Genomic DNA, 17,400 nt, shown 5'->3' with positions numbered 1-17,400 from the left:
GACTATCGCCGGCACACCTTCCCACCATGTCAACAGAGGATTCACGACACGTATATCGGCTCCACTCGACCCTCGAATTGCCACTCGAAGATCTTCGCGACCATCTGGACGAGGCGGTCTATCCAGACGGCGTCACCGACGTCGAACTCACGCGTCGAAACAACACACTCATACTCAAGGCCGTCTCCGAAGACGAATCGGTGAGCAAGTACACGCCCGCCGCCCAGCTCAAAGCCAGCGTCACCGAAAACAGAGTCTACGAAGAAGACCCCGAAGAGCGACGCAACTCCTTCCGCTGGGACGAGGAAGAAGAGGAGGAGATCGAATCCGAACTCGTCGAGTTCGCCGCGTTCAAAGGCGACCGCGAGACGGTCCTCCAGAACTCGTTGCTCCAGTACGAAATGTTTCTCGTGCTCTGTGATATCGCACAGGCCGCAGAGAAGGGGACACTGACAGCCATCTCCGAACACGACGGCGACCTCGAGGCCACCCGAATCGTCGACGGCGAGCCGCGTCCGGCGGACGTCGAAGTTGTGGAAGGACCGGGAGACCGGAAGGCCGCCCAGACGGGCGTCAACTGGCGAGATAACAAGTTCATTAGCGACTAACTCAGACATTTTTCTAGCGTAGACGAAGCCGGCCAGTAGCGACTGGGTCGACTCGAGCGGTCCTCCGTCGTGTTCCTGAGGGTTGAGAGCGTGTTGAAGTTTGAATGGTGGTCGGAACAGATAGTGAGTCGTGCGAATTCCCGTTCGAAGTTTCACGAATTACCACGATAGTGCAAGCCCAGCACACTTACGCAGTCTCGGAAACACTCAGGTAGACGTGAATAGCGGTCTCTCGACTTTATACCGTTCACAGTCGGTGATAATCGCACGACTACGGCGAGTGTACCGAGCCGCATTCAATCACCGTCACCAACCGAACTGGTGCACACCATCTAATGGGTAAATCTGGTTCCAGAGGTTCGAAAGCCGCCTTTCTCGAGGAGTTAGACCCGGTCGTGTTCGGCGTCGGGTTCGCAATCGCAGCGGCGGCAGTGCTCGCGTTCGTCTTCGCGCCGGACGCGGCGACGAATTACATGGATACCGCGAACGAGGTCATCTGGACCGGGTTCGGCTGGTGGTATCTGATTGTTATGTTCTTTCTCGTCATGTTCGTCCTCTTCTTGATCTTCGGTCCCTGGGGGAACATCAAACTCGGCGAGGAGAATGAAGACCCGGAATTTTCGTTCCTCTCGTACTTCGCGATGTTGTACTCGGCGGGAATCGCCGCGGGAATCGTCTTCTGGGGACCCGCGGAGGCGGTTTCGCACTTCGATGTCGTCTCCCCGTTCATCGGTGCTGAATCCCAGTCTTCCGAGGCCGCTGTCGGCGCGATTCAGTATACGTTCTTCCACTGGGGCGTCTCCGCGTGGACGGCCTACGTCGTTGTCGCCTTGCCGATCGCTTACTGTGCGTACCGCTACGACGCGCCGATGCGAATTTCGACCGTGCTTGCCCCGTGGATCGGTATCGATAACCTCGACAGCGCCATCGCGAAGGTTGTCGATATCCTCGCGGTGTTCGCGACGATCGGCGGTGTGGCGACCACGCTCGGGCTTGTCGGGAGCCAGTTTCTGGTCGGTATCGAGTGGACGACCGGAGCCTCGGTCGGTGATCTGGGAACCGTCCTCATCATCACCGGAATGACCATCGCGTTTACGGCCTCGGTGGCGCTCGGGGTCCAGAAGGGAATCCGCCGAATCTCGTACGTCAATCTGGGCCTGTTCGGACTGCTGACGGTCGTGACTTTCATAGTCGGACCGACGAACTACATCACGGCGATCGGAACCGAAGCGCTCGGCACCTACATCAGCCAGTTCATTCAGATGAGTTTCTACACCGGGACCGCCGAGACGGGTGCCGGCGGCGTTTCGACCTGGATCGGCGACTGGACGATCTTCTACTGGGCGTGGTGGTTCTCCTGGACGCCCTTTGTCGGCCTGTTCATCGCGCGGATTTCACGTGGCCGGACCGTTCGACAGGTCGCCGCGACCGGCGTCCTCGCCTCGACTGGCATCACAATCCCCTGGTTCGCGACGATGGGTGGAACGGCGATCTTCCTCCAGCGAGAGGGGGATGCCGACGTGCTCTCCGCGATGGAGATGTACGACGAAGCGGGTGCTGGATACCCGCTGTTCGAGGCGCTTCCGCTCGGCGAGGTCTTGACGGGGATGTTTCTTTTACTCGTTCTCCTCTTTCTCATCACGTCCGCGGACTCCTCGACGCTCGCACTCGGGATGCTCACCACCGGCGGCGCGCAACGCCCGTCGACGATTAACCGGATTATCTGGGGCTTTCTGATCGGCGCGCTCGCCTCGCTGTTGATCGTCACCGGCGGCGTCGACGCGCTTCAGGCGGCGGCGATCATCACCGGCGGGCCGTTTTCGATCATCGCCCTGATCGCCGTCGCGTCGATGGCGCTCGCGTTCGGAACCCAGCGGTCGCTGTTTCTGAGAGACGAGGACGAAGTCTCGGTACCGAACGCGAGCGAAGTCGCTTCGACGGACCCCGACCCGGAGACGGACGACGATTGACGACGGCGACTGACGATGGAAGGCGACGAACTCGAGGGGAACACCCCACGATTGGGAGGTCTCGAGCCAGCGAGAGACGATGGTTGATAGCGGTCTCGAGGGCGTGTGACTCTCACCGGCTGTCATCGAGAGAAGGGTGACTCTCACTCAGTACAGCAACGCAAACACCGCAAACTGGAGCGGGAGCAAAAACACGATCGTCGCGAGCGAGCACGCCACGGTGGTGTAGATCAACTCTTTGGTGTCGACGATACCCTCCGCGAGGATGACGATCAGTACCGCCGACTGATATGGGAAGAAGTACGTACTCAACGCCATTGCCTCCGACATCAACACAGGCGTGATCGGGAGCCCAGCAGCTTCCGCGTAGGGGATCAGTATCGGCGTGAGGACGCTCGCAACGGCGAGTCCCTCCATCAAGAACGTGAGGATGATCGTGATGAAGAAAATAAACGCGAGAATTACCGCCAGCGGTGCGTCCGTCGGAATCAACTCGAGCAAATAGGTTGCGGCATTGTCGGAGAATCCGGTGTGGACGAGCCCATCACCGATCGCGAAGACGGCGGCGATGAAAAACAGGATCGAGAAGTCGGTTTCGCCGCCCACGTTTTGAAAGTCGGCGGCTCCAATCTGCGGGAGGAACGCGAGCACGACGACGACGACCGCACCGATGACCGGGTGAAAGCCGTGGGCAAAGTCGGTCGCCCAGATGAACGCGCCGACGAGCAGGAAGCCGAACATCCGCTTTTCGGTTCCGCTGGCGGCCAGTCCGTCGGTCGCCGGCAGTTCGAACGACGATTCGGGTTCGGGACGGAACAGGTAGTACACGACCGCGATGACGACCAACACGCGTGCAATCCCCATCACAGGGTACATGTGCGTGAACCACTCCGTCCAGGAGATCTGCTGGCCGGCAATCGACTGGCCGAATCCGGTGAGGATAATGTTCGGCAGATCGGCGGTCAGAATGCCCGAAGAACCGTAGAACGTAACGAATAGCGGCCCGAGATAGATCCCCACTCGAGCCTGCCGTGACTCGAACAACTCGCCGGTTTCTTTCAGAATCGGGGCCAGCACGAGAACGCGAACGAGCGACGAGGGGACGAGCAACGCGAGTGCGTGTGCGCCCAACGAGAGCGCGAGCAACAGCCGCCGGTAGGCTTGCAACGGATTCGAGCCAACTGCGGGCGAAATACTTCGATCCGTGATTCGTCGTCCCGCCCAGTTTGCAAGCCCGCTCCGTCGCGTCGCTTCACCCATCAGCAGTCCGAACCCGACGAGCCAGGTTGCCGGCTCTTGGAACCCAGTGAGCGCCATCTCGGTCGAGAACGCGACCGCGATGAGGCCGATCCCAATCAAACCGGTGTAGGCGGGCGGAATCGGCGTCAAAATCCAGAGAACGATACAAAATAGCGTGATCGAAAGCATCGTTGCAGTCGTTCCGGTATCAGCAAGCGCGGCCCACGAAACGAGTGCAACAACAACAGCGAGAAGAAAGGCGGTTGGTGGTGACTGTATTCCACCGACTACCGTCCGACGATCCATTAGCGTGACTCAACAGTCCCGATTTAAATCACCCCTGATCGCGGCACTCGTCGCCGCCTCACTATCAGACCCAGTGACCAGTCGATCTGGTACGATTTCTCGTAGAGACCAGAACGAGGATATAGCTACACCGATCTAGAATCGAATACGAATGTCGAACGTCGTCACATTGGGGAGCATCAACGTCGACAGGGCCACCTACTGTTCTCGAGGCGAAATCCGGTCGCTCGAGTCAACCTACGAATGGTTTCCCGACATGGGTGAAACCGTCCGGACCAGTGACGTTCCTGCGGCGATCGCCGAGACGGAGTTCCGAAACCGCATCGGGGGAAAGGGTGCGAACCAGGCCGTCGCGGCCGCACAGTGCTCGGTCGAATCGACGCTGTTGGCGAGGGTCGGTTCGGATCAGAAACGGTACGATGTCCTCTCGACGCTCGAGGAACGGGGGGTAACGGTCGAACAAATCGCCGAGGACGAAACAGAAACCGGAAAGGCGTACATCTTCGTCGACGAGGACGGCGAATCCTGGATCGGGATTCTCGGCGGTGCAAACGAGAGCGTCGATGCTCGCTACGCAGACAACCACTACGAGCGGATCCAGCGAGCGGACGTTTTGCTCATGCAAAACGAAATTCCGGTACCCGCGATGAAATCCGTGCTGGGGCGACTTGACGAGGAACCGGTGCGGCCGACGGTCGTCCTTAACCCCGTCCCAACCGACGGCGTCGAACCGCTCCTCGAGGAGCCCGCCGTTGATATCGTCGTCGTCAACGAAACCGAGTACGACACGCTCGGGGGCCACCTCGAGACGTTCGACGGGACGGTCGTTCGAACGAGAGGTGGTGACGACGTGATCGTTTCGGGAGAGACGGACCACCGCGTGAGTCCACCGCCGGTCGACCCGGTCGACACGACCGGTGCGGGCGACGTGTTCTGCGGGTATCTCGGCGCGCAGTTGGCGAGTGGTCGTTCGGTCGAAGACGCAACGGAACTCGCGACGGTCGCCGCCTCGCTGGCGACCGAAACGGAAGGTGCCCAGGAGTCGATTCCCTCTCTCGAGGACGTGACGGGACTCGAGTCCGCAGTCGCGCGGCGATAGCACCGGCATGCCGTTGGGCCCGTCGAACTGATTCGTTGTGAACACATACAGGTTTTAATACCGTTCCGCCCACTGTTGATCCATGGATTTCGGAGTTCTCAGTACGGCAGGGATTGCACAGAAAGCGTTCCTTCCGGCCGCACAGACCAGCGACCACGATGTCGTCGCGATCGCCTCGCGAAGTCAGGACCGAGCACGGTCGATCGCGGACGAGTACGAAATCGAGCACGTGTACGACGGCTACGGTCGATTGCTCGAGGACGCACCGATCGACGCCGTCTACGTCCCGCTTCCGAACGCTTTGCACGCCGAGTGGACGAAAGCCGCCGCGGACGCGGGCGTTGACGTTCTCTGCGAAAAGCCGCTGGCTGTCGACACGGTAGAGGCCCGCGAACTCGTCGAGTACTGCGAGCAACGGAACGTCACGCTGATGGAGGGATACATGTACCAGTACCATCCGCGGACGGAACGCGCACTCGAGATTGCGGACGAACAGTTTGACACGGTTCGGTCCGTCACGTCGTCGTTCAAGTTCTCGTTGACCGGGCGTCCGGACGATATCCGTCTGTCACCGGAACTCGACGGCGGCAGTCTGATGGATGTCGGTTGTTACCCGGTTTCGGTCGCCCGCCAATTCCTCGGGGAGCCGTCCCGCGCCTACGCCCATACCGACGATTCGCGCGATTCCGGCGTCGATACGGAACTGGCCGGCATCCTCGAGTACGCAAGCGGCGCGTCGGCCCGCATCGCGTCAGGCTTCGACACGCAGAAAGTCCAGTACTACCGGGTCGAGGCCGAAAACGGCTGGCTCGAGGTTCGCAACGCGTTCGACGTTCCCGCGGACGAACCGCTGGAACTCGAGTACGCTGTCGACGGTCGCCACGCCGTCGAAACGTTCGATCCGACTGATCAGTACCGTCTCGAGATTGACCACTTCGTATCGTGTATCAAAAACGGAGAGACGCCCCGAACGGACGGCGCCGAGGCTGTCGCGAACATGGCCGTGATGGACGCGCTATATCAAAGCGCCGACGACGGGACCCCGGTCGACATCGGAGCCGCGGTCGATGTTGACTACTAACCGGATCGAATGCGTTCTCGAGCCGAACAAACGGCCATGAGTTCGGACGACATCGCGAGTTCGGAGCAGGAAAACTTACGGTGGATGGGTAGTTTGGATGTCGTATGTCTACCCGGTCTCGCTCTGGTGGCGGTGGTATCGTCGGCGCTGTGAGGGTCGATTTACAACGGTTACACGGTGCGTGGATGGAACTCGTCTTTCCTCGGCAACGCGGTCGCGGCCACTCGGTTATGGGCAAGTGGGAACCCGAAACGCTTCCACAGCAGATCGTCTACCGAGTGTGGAGTGTCCTCGGCGTCGTCGGCTTGCTCGCGATGTATCCGCTGACGGTTCTCGGTCTCGCGACGCGATTTTACGCCTCGAAGCTAGACTCGACGACGACGCGTATCGGCGTGGTCGGCGTCACGGCAATCGCCGTCCTCGTCTGGGGTGGCTTGACCGTCGTCGCCCACCTCCAGTTGCCGACTGAAGCCGTCATTCCGATCGCCGCGGCCAGCGGTGTAGCCGTCGTCTCGACGGCGCTCGCAGCCGGGTTCTCGAAGATCGGTGGACGACTCGTCTCGGTGTTGCTGGCCTACCCATTCGCGATGACGGCGATCTTCCTCCCGCCCGTCGTCGCCGCGCTCGTCACGCCCTCGCTCGAGGGAGTGATCCTCGAGCCAAGCTACGACTTCGCGGTCTGGATACTCGACAACGTTTTGTTCGTCGGCGGGGCCAACGAGTACCTTCGGGCGAACTTCGAACTCGAGGGAGCGGCCTACGCGGGGATGTGGCTCGGGCTATCCTTCCCGCTCGGATGGTTCTTCGGGATAGTGGTCGCGTTGGCGAATCTCGTGCGACCCTCCGGATAACAGTAGCTAGTAGCGCGATTTCTCATTCAAAAACATATTTGAAATAGACCGAGACAGGTCGGTAACTACGCGTGAATGTAACTTGCGTTCAGCGAGGTAGGAAAACATATATGTCCACACAATATGCAATTCTCCTTATGAACGGCCCCTCCACTGAGACACACCCGTTACTGGGTGCTGACGAGCGGGCACGGATTCTTCGGTCGCTTCTGTTTTCGGTCTCGCTAACCCCGATATTGCTGTTGATTGAGCCTGCCCGTCGGATTGTTTCGCTCGAGGCAACGGTAGCGGCTATTGGACTAGGGATATTTTTCGGAATTGTGGCGGCCATTGGACTGGCCGATATCAATCTTCAGGATGCCAACAGCGTGACGGCATCAATTGTCGTCCTCGTTTGTATCTGTGTGGCCACCATCGTCGTGTGGTTGATTGTGCCCCACCGACATATCGGGACAGTACTTCAGTTTACAGTCGCATTCATCTGGGCGATGCCCATTACCGAACTGCTTTATCAAACGGTATAGGAGAATACCTCGAGGCTTGACCCCGAGGTGATTCATCATCACCTCTGGGCACCCAAACACAGCTAAGGGCACGATCACCTTTCTGACACACCCACGCCCTGTACTTACCGCGAGTCACACGCCCAACTTTGAATAACGAAATAATAGTGCCAACTACTGATGCCGATTCGCCGGTCATCACAATCCACTTTTTTGAACTGTGTTCTGATTCCGTTCGACTTAGGTCGACCTGTTACCCAGATTTGCTATGGAACTCGACTTGACCAAGACGATCGGCGCGTTCGCGCTCGTTCTCGCCGCCGGAACCGGAGCGCTATTTGCACTTCCCGAACTGACACCGATGGCCCCGATGGCCACGGACACGATCATGATGATGGTCCTGCCGTCGATGGCGATTTTCGGTGCGATCATGCTCGCAATCGGTGTCAAACACGGCGAGTACCGGGCGACGAACTGAGCGAGAGCGCGATAGGAACGACCGACGATTTTTCGAACGTCAGTGCAACGCCTCGAGCGGCGAACTCGAAGAAAGAACAGCGACTGTACGCTTCGTCGTCGACGTTCGACCGTCTTACATGTAGCCGAGATCGCGCAGGCGCTCCATCAGGTCCTCTTTGTCCTGGGCGCGGCCCGCGCGTTCGGTCGTCCCCTCGAGGTCTTGCAACCACGCGGGGTCGTTGTCTGCCTTTTCGGTCGACACTTCGCTCCCGAGCGATCGGAACCCGGCGAAGTACTTCGGCGAGACCGGGATGTCGTCCTGCGTGAGGTCGTTCGGCAGGTCGTCGTCGCTCTGTGGGACGTAACCGTCGTCGGGGAATTCGGCAACAGTATCCGGTACCGCGAAGTTCCAGAAGGCTTCCCAGACGGCCGCCTCGTCGAACTGCAGGATGGGCTGGACGCGGTCGTGTGGCGGGTAGATGTCCGGATCGTGTCGCGGCGAGAAGAACGTCTCGTCGGCGCGGGCCTCCTGTTCGTCCCAGCGCACACCGGAGATGACGCCGTCAACGTCGTACTCCTCGAGCGCGTCGTTGAGCGCGACCGTCTTCAGGAGGTGGTTGCCCGCGTAGGTATCGAGCAGGAACGGGAAGCTGTCCTCCTCGTACTCGAGGATGTTGTCGACGTGGTGCTGGTTGTGTTCGGAGAGCTCGGAAATCTCGATGTCGTCGCCGGGTTCGAGGCCTCGTTCATCGACGTACTCGCCGATGTCCTCGTTTCGGGCGTAAATCACTTCGAGATCCCATTCGTCCGCCCAGTGGTCGACGAACCCGTGGATCTCGTCGAAGTGTTGGTAGTGATCGATGAAGATCGCGGGCGGGACCTCGAGGTCGAACCGATCCGCGACCTCTTTGACGAAGTAGAGCACGAGCGTCGAGTCCTTGCCGCCGGTCCACATGACCGCCGGGTTCTCGTACTGCTCGAGTCCCTGTCGGGTGACCTCGATCGCCTTCTCGATTTTGTCGTGTATGTGTGGATACTCCTCGGGCGTCTGTCCGTCGCCGTCGTCGTAATCGACGTCGACGTACTCGGGGAAGTTCTCGGTCATCGTCTGTAATTAGATATAATTACTTCGGTTAAACGCTTTGGGGGAGCGGAAACGTCTGTCGGAAGTTCGGATCGCCGGTGAATCTATCGTACGAGGCTCGTCCCCATTGAACTGCCTCGGTTCCGACGACCGCATACACTGATCGGCAACACCGTCGATTGTCATCTTTATGGTCTCTCTCAGGTCGTTTGTGTACCGGTTTAGCGCGCGGAGGTGAGTCGGGGGCCATCAGTCCGTGAGGTTGTTCGGGAGCGGTTCCACGTCGGGGCTCGAGTCGTCGTCGAACGCTTGCTGGAGGAGCCCGACGATTCGAAGGCTCGCGACGCCGTCGCCGTAGGGCTGTGGAGTCGAATGCGTTCCCCGCTCGCGGTCGAGCGCTTCTCGAATTTGACCCTCGTCGGGCCCGACGAGTTCGTTCCAACCGCACTCGACCGTCTCGGTCCACTCCGTCTCCTTCCGAAGCGTCACGCACGGGGTCTCGAGGAAGAACGCCTCCTTTTGGACGCCGCCGGAGTCGGTCGCGACGCGTTCGGCCGCATCCAGCAGTCGAACGAAGTCGAGGTATCCCTGCGGTTCGACCAGTTCGAGTTCGTCGGTTGCACGATTCCAGAGTTCGTACTCCTCGAGTCGCGCTATCGTTCGCGGATGGGCGGGGAAGACGACGGGCAACGGCGAGGACGCGAGTCCCTTGAGGATCGACTCGAGGTTCGACCTGTCGTCGGTGTTGCTCGCTCGGTGGACCGTCGCGAGGACGAACTCGCCGGGTGTGAGATCGAGGTCATCGAGGATACCCGACCGATCGTGTGCCCGGGTGCGGGCCTCGAGAATCATATCGTACATGACGTCACCCGTCCAGTAGACGCCGTCCGTGATCCCCTCGTCGGCCAGATTCTCGACGGCGGCTTTGCTCGGTGCGAAACACACGTCGGAGGCGTGGTCCGTGAGGATCCGGTTGATCTCTTCGGGCATCTCGCGGTTGTAACTCCGAAGGCCCGCTTCGACATGTGCGACGGCGACGTCGCGCTTCGATCCGATGACCGCACCCGCGAGCGTCGAGTTAGTGTCGCCGTACAGCAGGAGAACGTCGGGTTGAGTCTCCTCGAGAATGGGCTCGAGTTCGGCGATCATCGCCGCTGTCTGTCGGCCGTGGGTGTCCGACTCGACGCCGAGGTTGTACTCGGGCTCCGGTATCTCGAGTTCGTCGAAGAAGACGTCCGACAGCTCTTCGTCGTAGTGTTGGCCGGTGTGGACGAGCACCTCTTCGCCGACCTCTCGAAGCTCTCGGGAGACGACCGCGGCCTTGACGAACTGCGGTCTGGCCCCGACGACCGAGCAGACGTTCATCCGCTCACCTCCGCGACGTCGCCCAGAGTTGTCTCGCGCGCCGAGTCGGTGAACGTGAGCGCGACGGTACACAGGAGGTCGGTCAGGTTCACCATATCCGAGACGTACTCGTCGCGGCGGCGCTCCCACCGCCGTGGGGTGGATTCATCCGCGAGTAGCGTCTGCGATCGCTCGAGCACCGCCTCGAACGAGGAGAGGTTGTAGATGAGCCCCTCCTCTTCGAGCTCGAGGAAGTTGCCCATATCCGACTCGCCGACGAAGGAATTCGACCTGATCGCCGGCGTTCCGAGCAGGGCGGCTTCGGTGACCATCGTCTGGGTGTCCGCGACCAGCAGGTCGGCCTCCGAAAGCGCGTCGTGGAGCTTCGCCGGATGGAGGTCGAACGAGCGCACGTCGAGGCGCTTGAGGTCCAGTTTGCTTCCCTCGTCGGAGACGAAGACGGTCGTTTCATCCGCGAGCGTCTCGAGGAGCCGTCGGCGTTGTTCGGTCGAGAACCCTTTTTGGCCCACGTCGTGGTGGCCGTTGAAGGAGTTGAGCCGAACGATCGCGAACGATTCGTCGGGGTCGACGTTGAGGGCGTCGCGGATGTCGGGATCGGCCTCGAAGATTTCGGGGTGGAGGTACGCCGATTCCTTGAACCCCTTGAACCGGTAGTGGTTCTCGCCGAGTTCCTTCTGGAACGCCTCGGGGGTGAGAAACGCGCGAACGAACGGCCGGGCGACGACGTGATCCAGCGAGGGCTCCGAGTCGAGGACCGCGATAGCGGGCGAACCCGTTACGATCCCCGTGTACGCGGCGTAGGGTCCGATTCCGAAGATGACGTCCGGGTCGAAGTTCCGGGCGCGGCGGACGATTCGTCCGAGTTGGATGGGAAGTTCCCACAGCAGTGAGTGCTTCGCGTCACCTCGACCGCCGTAGATTCGATACGGCAGGTCGTGAGCGCTCAGCAACGCCTCCGTACACTCGTCACTTCTGGCGAACACCAGGACGTCGTGGCCCAGTTCCTCGAGACGTTCGATGGTGTGTTTGTAGAGATGAACGTGTGCAGGCGTGTTCGTAAAAAAGAGACAGTTCATTCAGGAACACCTCGTGTATTCATTACACGTCGGGCTATGAGTTGACCGTATATTGTTATGGAAATGCTATGGTTCGGAATTTTCCTGAAACGGGATAAATGCCCCATATAGGGGCCATAGATGGCTTTTATCGTATGTAAGGAGCGCCATCCGCTCCTGAAATCATCACCTTCTCTGATACGTATTTATCCGCTCGTCGATCACGTGGTTCATTCCGAGCGGTCAGCCGTCCTCGTCTCGAGGAGGACCGCCGATCGCTCCGAGGTTCATCGGGTCGTCCTGTCTCTTTTGCGATCGCTGATAGCCACTCGTTTGGTGCCATAACGGCGGCATACCCGCGTTAACGAGATCTATCGGGTACGCCGAAGGACACTCTGGTCGTCGGTCTAACTCAGTTCCACGGACCGAACGCCGGGTCGACCTCTCGATGCGTCTCCTCGATTGCATCGATCGCCTCGAGATCCGCTCGATCCAGTTCGAGGGTGATCGATTCCCAGTTGTCTCGGATGTGAGCCTCACCGGTCGCTTTCGGAATCGCGCTGACGCCGCGCTCGCGGAGCCACGCGAGGCTGACTTGCACTTCGCTCACGTCGTGTTTGGCCGCGATTTCTTGTAACACGGGTTGATCGAAGACGCCGCCTCGAGCTAACGGGGAGTAGGCAACGACTTCGATGTCGAGTTCATCGCAGGTCTCCCGAATGTGCTCCTGGGGGAGCATCGGGTGTAGTTCGACCTGGTTGGCGAAGATCGGCGCGTCGCAGACGTCGACCGCGACCTCGAGCTGTTCGGGTTCGAAGTTACTAACGCCGACGTTGTCGATGAGCCCTTCATCGTATAATTCCGAGAACGCGCCGAGGGTCTCCTCGTGATCGTAGGCTTTGGTCGGCCAGTGGACGTACAGCAGGTCGACGGAATCGACGCCGAGGCGCTCGATGCTCTCGCGCCCCGTCTCGAGTACGTCCTCTCGAGCGAGATTCGCCGGGACGATTTTCGTCGCGAGGAAGATATCCTCCTGGTCGACGTCGGCCCGGGCGATACCTTCCCCGACGGCCGCCTCGTTGTCGTACATCTGGGCGGTGTCGATGTGTCGATACCCCATCTCGAGGGCGGTTCGGACGCTTTCGGCGCACTGCTCCGGATCGGTGTTTTGCCACGTGCCGAGCCCGAGCATCGGCATGCCGTTTGCGGTTGGACACGTTCCGGGGGCGATATCGCTTGTCATGTGTAGCCACTCAGTGACGAGTAAAAAAGGGGGTTATGAAAGCGGAAGCGGACGGGGGTGAGTGATGGGCGTTCAGTACTTCGACTCTGCACCAGTCAGCTCGTAAACATCATCCATTACGGCGTCTCGTTCCTGCCGCCAGGCGTCGAAGTATTCGGGATCGTTCGGATAGCTATCGTAGACGTCTTTGAGGGAGTTCGCTTCCTGTTGGAGTTTGTAGAGCTTGTAGAGGACATCCCAGTGGCCGAACGTCTTGAGGATCGTCTTTAATTTGAGCCCGAGGGTCATGTCGGCCGTTCCTTTCTTGCCGAGCGCATCGACGAGTTGCTGTCCCGGCAGTGCGGTGATGACGCCGATGAGGTCGTCGATATCGTGTGCTCCGCCGAAGATATTGTACAGGTCCATCGCGGCGAAGCGTTTGCCGAAGTCGGTCTGGACGCGGCGGTTGTACTCCCAGAGCGCGGCCTCGCTCACGTCGCCGTCGCTGATCGCCTCAGTGGCGACCTTTGCCGCCCAGTGACCGGCTTTCGCCGCTCCCGGGATGCCGCCGCCGGTACAGGGATTGACGTGTCCGGCTGAGTCGCCAACAGCGACGTATCCAGGGTGTACCGCGGAGTCGTACGGTCTCCGCGTCGGAAGCGCCGCACCGAGCTTGTTCTTGACCTCGGCGCCCTGAAACTCAGGATGGTTCGCGAGGTCGTCCTTGAGGACATCGACGAGGGGCATCGAGGGCTTGTTCATCTGGAAGCCAAGTCCGGCGTTGATCTCGGTCGAGGAACGCGGGAAGTACCACAGATAGCCAAGCTCTTCGGTTGGCTTGAAAACGAGCGCGTCGTCCCACTCGACCGGCTCGGGGACCTCGACAACTTCGCGGTAGGCCGAACAAAATTGCGAGTAGTCGACGCGCGTGTCGAACGTCGAAGTGGAGAAATCGGCTTTATCCTGCAACAGCGAGAGCGCACCGGCGCCGTCGATGACGATATCCGCCTCGTACTCGATATGGTCCCCGTCTCGTACGGCCGTTACGCCCTCGACCCGTCTGTTCGGCTGAATAACGTCTTTGACGACCGTGTTGTAGTGAAGGTCCACGCCGGCGCGATCCGCCTCGTCGAGCAGGATCTGTCCGTACTTCCACCGGTCGATGACGGCCCCGGTCTCGTTGAAGGGGATGTCGACTTCTTCACCGGATTGGGGGTTTTCGAAAATCGCCCGCTCGATATGTTGATTGGTGAACGACTCTGATTTGAGTCGATCTCGGTCGATAACGTCCGGGAGTGAACTCTTGCCTTTCAGACCGTCACCGCAGGCGATCTTCCCACCCTCCTCCTCCGTTTTCCGCTCGAGGAGGACGACGTCGAGCCCCTCCCGTGCTGCGGTCGCCGAAGCGAAACAACCGGCGGTTCCGCCGCCGACGACCACGACATCGTGGGATTCGGTAGTCATCTCTATCCTTCCTGAACGAACCCTGCACTAAAAAACACGTGGTACCTTTCTGACGCAAAACAACCGACAGGAACGGAACGCCAGTGTGAAAGTCAGTTTTTCGGAAACGCCGTCAAAACCGGATGGCAGCGCCGACCGAAACGAGTCGGTTCAACTCTGAACCCGAATATATTTCATCCACGATATACCGACCAGAGTGATACGTTCGTACCGGTCTGCACCTACTGATACATCCGAAGCGGCCTCGCCTGCGTACTTTCGTCCTGCCCGATCTCTTGCATTCGCTGGGCGAACTGTTCGCGGTGTTCTCGGATCTCCTCGTCTCGCTCGAGAAGCGCCTCGATGTCGATCGAGAGATTCGCGATTGGGGCGATCGCCTTCTCGAGGAGGGCACTGGCCGCTTCGGGGTCGGGAAAGTTCGGATTGCATTCGACGATCAGACCGAGACTGTCGTAGTCCAGTTGGGCCGCTCGATTGATCAGCGCACCAGTTGGACCGCTGACAACCCCGTTTTCCGAGGGGGGATCGATTCCGATTTCATCGAGTTCGTCCCCGGCGTTTCCGGTCCCGATACCGCTGATCGTCGGCGTTCCCTCTCGTTCCGTGGGACGGCCGCTCAGGTAGATCGGTCGTGCATCCTGATCGACGATCCAGCTCGTGACACAGTCGGCGACGGTGTCGACGGCGCTCGCGCTGATTGGCGTGTCGCTCTGCAGTGCGAGCACGTTGTGTTCTTCGCTCACGTGGAGGCGAACCGGCGGCTGAACGGTTCGGTCGCCCTCGCGATAGACGCCGACCCGGGGCAACCCTTCGCAGTGAACGCTGGCGTAGTAGCGCATGTCCAGTTCCTCGATGAGGTGGTCGGTTGCGATCTTTCCAACCAGCCCGATGCCGGGAAATCCCTCGACGAGCGTGGCGTTTTCGAGGTCGGCTTGTGCCCCCTGTAAGCGAACACGTGACATACGTGTTGAGACCGGCGGGATCACTATAAATCAATAGGCAAATCGACGCCGAACGGATCGGATGGCGGTCGAATCGGGCTCTCGCCGGCGGTTCGAAACCCACAAACGAGGTGCGAACGAAAGAGGGTGCAATGGAGCCATTCGAGCGGTATCGACCGATTATCGACGATTTCGAGGCGTTTCTCGAGGCGTGCCGGCGGCCGCTCGGGACGGCCGTCCGTGTGAACACAATCAAGGCGTCGGTCGACCGAACGATCGCGGTGCTCGAGGAGACGGGCGTCGCGTACGAACAGGCCGACTGGAACCCGCGCGTATTGACCCTCGAGACCGATTCGCCGGGATCGACGTGGACGTCGTTTCACGGGTTCACCTACGGACAGGAGGAAGTCTCGGCGGTGCCGGCGGGCGTGTTGGACCCCCAACCCGGTGAGCGCGTCTGGGACGCCTGCGGCGCGCCGGGCGGGAAGACGACCCAGATCGCGGCGCTGATGGACGACCAAGGAACGGTCGTCGCGAACGACAACAATCTCGGACGACTCTCGGCGCTCCGATTCAACGCGGAACGACTCGGCGCGACGAGCCTGGCGGTGACTAATCAAGACGCCAGAAACTTTTCGATGAAGCCGTTCGACTTCGATTCCTTCGATCGGGCGCTCGTCGACGCCCCGTGTTCGTGCGAGGGAACCATTCGAAAGAACCCGGACGCACTCGAGGACTGGTCCGAGGACCACCTTCACTCCGTCGCGGGCATTCAGAAGGGGATCCTTCGACGGGCGATCCAGACGACTCGAGAGGGTGGCACCGTCGTCTACTCGACGTGTACGTTCGCCCCCGAGGAGAACGAGGCCGTCGTTCAGCACGCCCTCGAGACCGAATCTTGCGAAGTCGTCGACTTCGACCTCGCCCTCGAGCACTCGTCCGGCCTCGAGAGCTGGGACGACGAGGAGTTCGATTCGTCACTCGAGAATGCCGCGCGGATCTACCCCCACCAGAACGATACTGGTGGCTTTTTCGTCGCGAAACTGGAGGTGACCGCGTGATGGCTGGAGAGCGTTCGGAGGGCGACGACGAGCGTGCGAGCGAAACGCCCGAGAGCGGCGAACTCGAGGAGAACGTCGGTTATCGATTTGATCGATTACCGGCGACCGCAGACGAGCGTCGGGTCGAAGGGCGGGCGAGTCGGGAGGAAGTCATCGAGTACTTCCACGACCGCTTCGGGATTCCGCCGGAGACCTTCGACGAGTACACTTTCTGGGAGAAGGGCGCGGGCAAGATCTGGGTCTACGCGGGCGAAGCTCCCTCGCCGATCGAGATCGAAGCGATCGGGATGACCTGTCTGCGAACGCGTCAGGAACACTGGAAGCCGACGACCGACGCGGTCCAGCGGTTCGGTCCGTACGCGACCGACTGCGTCATCGAACTCTCTCGGGAGGAAGCTCGAGCGTTCACCGACGGCCAGGATCAGGAACTCGAGTGGGACGGCGACTGGGGGTACCTGATCGCCGCCCACGAGATCGGGGTCGAGCCGGAGGGGCGACCGGGGCGAGACGGCGATGCCGTCGAAGGAGGGAAGCTCGAGCCCCTCGGTGTCGGACTCTACGTCCACGGCGAACTGCAGTCGGTCGTGCCGAAGGGTCGCCAGCGATCCGTCTCTGACGCGCGCTAAGGGCCTCTCTGAGGAATGGAACTCGAACGGGAGTCCGGTCGAAGTCTCAGTCCACTCTCGGTCAAAGTTCTACCCGCCTCAGTCACATTTTTGACCGTTCAATTCGATGGTATCTTATGGTCCTCTCAACCGAGTCTGCCGTCGACTTTGATCTCGCCGAGTTTCTCGAGCAAGAATATGAGGACGCCGTCGTCTACGGCGATATCGACGGCGAAACAGTTCTTCACGAAGGCCGTGTCCGGATCCTCGCGAACGGATGGGTCAAGCTCCCGACGGGTCGCCTGCTGTCTCCCGAAGCGGTCCATCACATCGACACGCACTGACCGAGCGGCCGAATTGGCGGGATAATAGGGCCCCTGTTACTGGAGAGGTAATCCTACTCGAGAGGCATCGTTGCTCGAGTCCATCACCGTTTACCGGGACGAACCGAGCGGCCCGCCTCACACGGGGTTGCAGAGAGCCACGT

The 17,400-nt window shown here is 60.3% G+C and carries 17 protein-coding genes; 10 read left to right on the top strand and 7 right to left on the bottom strand.

The genetic code is table 11. The features are described from left to right. The first annotated feature begins 26 nt into the window (after nt 1-26). Entirely contained in the window at nt 27-608 is a 582-nt protein-coding gene (locus QNM96_RS08170; protein WP_283835590.1) for a hypothetical protein, read from the top strand. A gap of 335 nt (nt 609-943) precedes the next feature. Then, the gene (locus tag QNM96_RS08165) at nt 944-2,578 is read left to right on the top strand and encodes a BCCT family transporter (RefSeq protein WP_283835589.1); all 1,635 of its coding nucleotides are present in this window, start codon (nt 944-946) and stop codon (nt 2,576-2,578) included. Nucleotides 2,579-2,725: 147 nt separating this feature from the next. On the opposite strand, the gene QNM96_RS08160 is transcribed toward QNM96_RS08165, so the two are convergent. Then, nucleotides 2,726-4,123 (bottom strand): SLC13 family permease, encoded by a 1,398-nt coding sequence (locus QNM96_RS08160; RefSeq protein ID WP_283835588.1) that lies wholly within the window; start codon nt 4,121-4,123, stop codon nt 2,726-2,728. A 151-nt stretch (nt 4,124-4,274) separates the two neighbouring features. Here QNM96_RS08160 and QNM96_RS08155 point away from each other — a divergent pair, with 151 nt between their 5' ends. The 5 genes from QNM96_RS08155 to QNM96_RS08135 all read left to right on the top strand — a co-directional run bounded on the left by QNM96_RS08155 (nt 4,275) and on the right by QNM96_RS08135 (nt 8,135). After that, complete coding sequence (locus QNM96_RS08155; RefSeq protein WP_283835587.1) at nt 4,275-5,222, top strand: ribokinase; 948 nt, start codon at nt 4,275-4,277, stop codon at nt 5,220-5,222. 82 nt (nt 5,223-5,304) lie between these two features. Then, nucleotides 5,305-6,303, top strand: coding sequence for a Gfo/Idh/MocA family oxidoreductase (locus QNM96_RS08150; RefSeq protein WP_283835586.1), 999 nt, complete (start codon nt 5,305-5,307; stop codon nt 6,301-6,303). 104 nt (nt 6,304-6,407) lie between these two features. Further along, entirely contained in the window at nt 6,408-7,154 is a 747-nt protein-coding gene (locus QNM96_RS08145) for a hypothetical protein (protein WP_283835585.1), read from the top strand. Nucleotides 7,155-7,291: 137 nt separating this feature from the next. After that, complete coding sequence (locus QNM96_RS08140; protein ID WP_283835584.1) at nt 7,292-7,678, top strand: hypothetical protein; 387 nt, start codon at nt 7,292-7,294, stop codon at nt 7,676-7,678. 247 nt (nt 7,679-7,925) lie between these two features. Next, a complete protein-coding gene (locus QNM96_RS08135) occupies nt 7,926-8,135 on the top strand; it encodes a hypothetical protein (RefSeq protein WP_283835583.1) in 210 nt (69 codons plus the stop codon). A 114-nt stretch (nt 8,136-8,249) separates the two neighbouring features. Here QNM96_RS08135 and QNM96_RS08130 read toward each other — a convergent pair whose 3' ends face one another. The 6 genes from QNM96_RS08130 to QNM96_RS08105 all read right to left on the bottom strand — a co-directional run bounded on the left by QNM96_RS08130 (nt 8,250) and on the right by QNM96_RS08105 (nt 15,268). Next, complete coding sequence (locus QNM96_RS08130) at nt 8,250-9,221, bottom strand: phosphoadenosine phosphosulfate reductase family protein (protein WP_283835582.1); 972 nt, start codon at nt 9,219-9,221, stop codon at nt 8,250-8,252. Nucleotides 9,222-9,449: 228 nt separating this feature from the next. Next, nucleotides 9,450-10,565 carry a UDP-N-acetylglucosamine 2-epimerase (non-hydrolyzing) gene (gene wecB, locus QNM96_RS08125; protein WP_283835581.1) on the bottom strand — a complete coding sequence of 372 codons (1,116 nt, stop codon included), beginning with the start codon at nt 10,563-10,565 and terminating at the stop codon, nt 9,450-9,452. Beyond that, nucleotides 10,562-11,641: a DUF354 domain-containing protein gene (locus tag QNM96_RS08120; protein ID WP_283835580.1), complete on the bottom strand. Its 1,080-nt coding sequence runs from the start codon at nt 11,639-11,641 to the stop codon at nt 10,562-10,564. Before QNM96_RS08120 ends, wecB begins: the two co-directional genes overlap by 4 nt. A gap of 391 nt (nt 11,642-12,032) precedes the next feature. Further along, a complete protein-coding gene (locus tag QNM96_RS08115) occupies nt 12,033-12,863 on the bottom strand; it encodes an aldo/keto reductase (RefSeq protein WP_283835579.1) in 831 nt (276 codons plus the stop codon). 72 nt (nt 12,864-12,935) lie between these two features. Next, complete coding sequence (locus tag QNM96_RS08110) at nt 12,936-14,312, bottom strand: geranylgeranyl reductase family protein (RefSeq protein ID WP_283835660.1); 1,377 nt, start codon at nt 14,310-14,312, stop codon at nt 12,936-12,938. Between the two features lie 215 nt (nt 14,313-14,527). Further along, entirely contained in the window at nt 14,528-15,268 is a 741-nt protein-coding gene (locus tag QNM96_RS08105) for a PAC2 family protein (RefSeq protein WP_283835578.1), read from the bottom strand. 131 nt (nt 15,269-15,399) lie between these two features. On the opposite strand from QNM96_RS08105, the gene QNM96_RS08100 reads away from it, so the two are divergent. The 3 genes from QNM96_RS08100 (at nt 15,400) to QNM96_RS08090 (ending at nt 17,257) form a co-directional block, all read left to right on the top strand. Continuing rightward, entirely contained in the window at nt 15,400-16,308 is a 909-nt protein-coding gene (locus QNM96_RS08100) for an RsmB/NOP family class I SAM-dependent RNA methyltransferase (RefSeq protein WP_283835577.1), read from the top strand. After that, on the top strand, nt 16,308-16,934 hold the full coding sequence (locus tag QNM96_RS08095; protein WP_283835576.1) for a hypothetical protein: 627 nt from the start codon (nt 16,308-16,310) through the stop codon (nt 16,932-16,934). Before QNM96_RS08100 ends, QNM96_RS08095 begins: the two co-directional genes overlap by 1 nt. A gap of 116 nt (nt 16,935-17,050) precedes the next feature. After that, complete coding sequence (locus tag QNM96_RS08090) at nt 17,051-17,257, top strand: hypothetical protein (RefSeq protein WP_283835575.1); 207 nt, start codon at nt 17,051-17,053, stop codon at nt 17,255-17,257. Nucleotides 17,258-17,400 lie beyond the last annotated feature (143 nt).

The sequence above is a fragment of the Halostagnicola sp. A-GB9-2 genome, assembly GCF_030068615.1.
In the GTDB taxonomy this organism is placed as follows: Archaea; Halobacteriota; Halobacteria; order Halobacteriales; family Natrialbaceae; genus Halostagnicola.
Note: the sequence above shows the minus strand (reverse complement) of the source record. Positions and strands in the feature narration are given on the sequence as shown.

Coding starts and splice junctions, on each gene's coding strand:
- QNM96_RS08115 (WP_283835579.1), bottom strand. CDS start 12,863: ATGACAAGCGATATCGCCCCCGGAACGTGTCCAACCGCAAACGGCATG.
- QNM96_RS08100 (WP_283835577.1), top strand. CDS start 15,400: ATGGAGCCATTCGAGCGGTATCGACCGATTATCGACGATTTCGAGGCG.
- QNM96_RS08105 (WP_283835578.1), bottom strand. CDS start 15,268: ATGTCACGTGTTCGCTTACAGGGGGCACAAGCCGACCTCGAAAACGCC.
- QNM96_RS08145 (WP_283835585.1), top strand. CDS start 6,408: ATGTCTACCCGGTCTCGCTCTGGTGGCGGTGGTATCGTCGGCGCTGTG.
- QNM96_RS08090 (WP_283835575.1), top strand. CDS start 17,051: ATGGTCCTCTCAACCGAGTCTGCCGTCGACTTTGATCTCGCCGAGTTT.
- QNM96_RS08120 (WP_283835580.1), bottom strand. CDS start 11,641: ATGAACTGTCTCTTTTTTACGAACACGCCTGCACACGTTCATCTCTAC.
- wecB (WP_283835581.1), bottom strand. CDS start 10,565: ATGAACGTCTGCTCGGTCGTCGGGGCCAGACCGCAGTTCGTCAAGGCC.
- QNM96_RS08095 (WP_283835576.1), top strand. CDS start 16,308: ATGGCTGGAGAGCGTTCGGAGGGCGACGACGAGCGTGCGAGCGAAACG.
- QNM96_RS08150 (WP_283835586.1), top strand. CDS start 5,305: ATGGATTTCGGAGTTCTCAGTACGGCAGGGATTGCACAGAAAGCGTTC.
- QNM96_RS08140 (WP_283835584.1), top strand. CDS start 7,292: ATGAACGGCCCCTCCACTGAGACACACCCGTTACTGGGTGCTGACGAG.
- QNM96_RS08155 (WP_283835587.1), top strand. CDS start 4,275: ATGTCGAACGTCGTCACATTGGGGAGCATCAACGTCGACAGGGCCACC.
- QNM96_RS08135 (WP_283835583.1), top strand. CDS start 7,926: ATGGAACTCGACTTGACCAAGACGATCGGCGCGTTCGCGCTCGTTCTC.
- QNM96_RS08170 (WP_283835590.1), top strand. CDS start 27: ATGTCAACAGAGGATTCACGACACGTATATCGGCTCCACTCGACCCTC.
- QNM96_RS08165 (WP_283835589.1), top strand. CDS start 944: ATGGGTAAATCTGGTTCCAGAGGTTCGAAAGCCGCCTTTCTCGAGGAG.
- QNM96_RS08130 (WP_283835582.1), bottom strand. CDS start 9,221: ATGACCGAGAACTTCCCCGAGTACGTCGACGTCGATTACGACGACGGC.
- QNM96_RS08160 (WP_283835588.1), bottom strand. CDS start 4,123: ATGGATCGTCGGACGGTAGTCGGTGGAATACAGTCACCACCAACCGCC.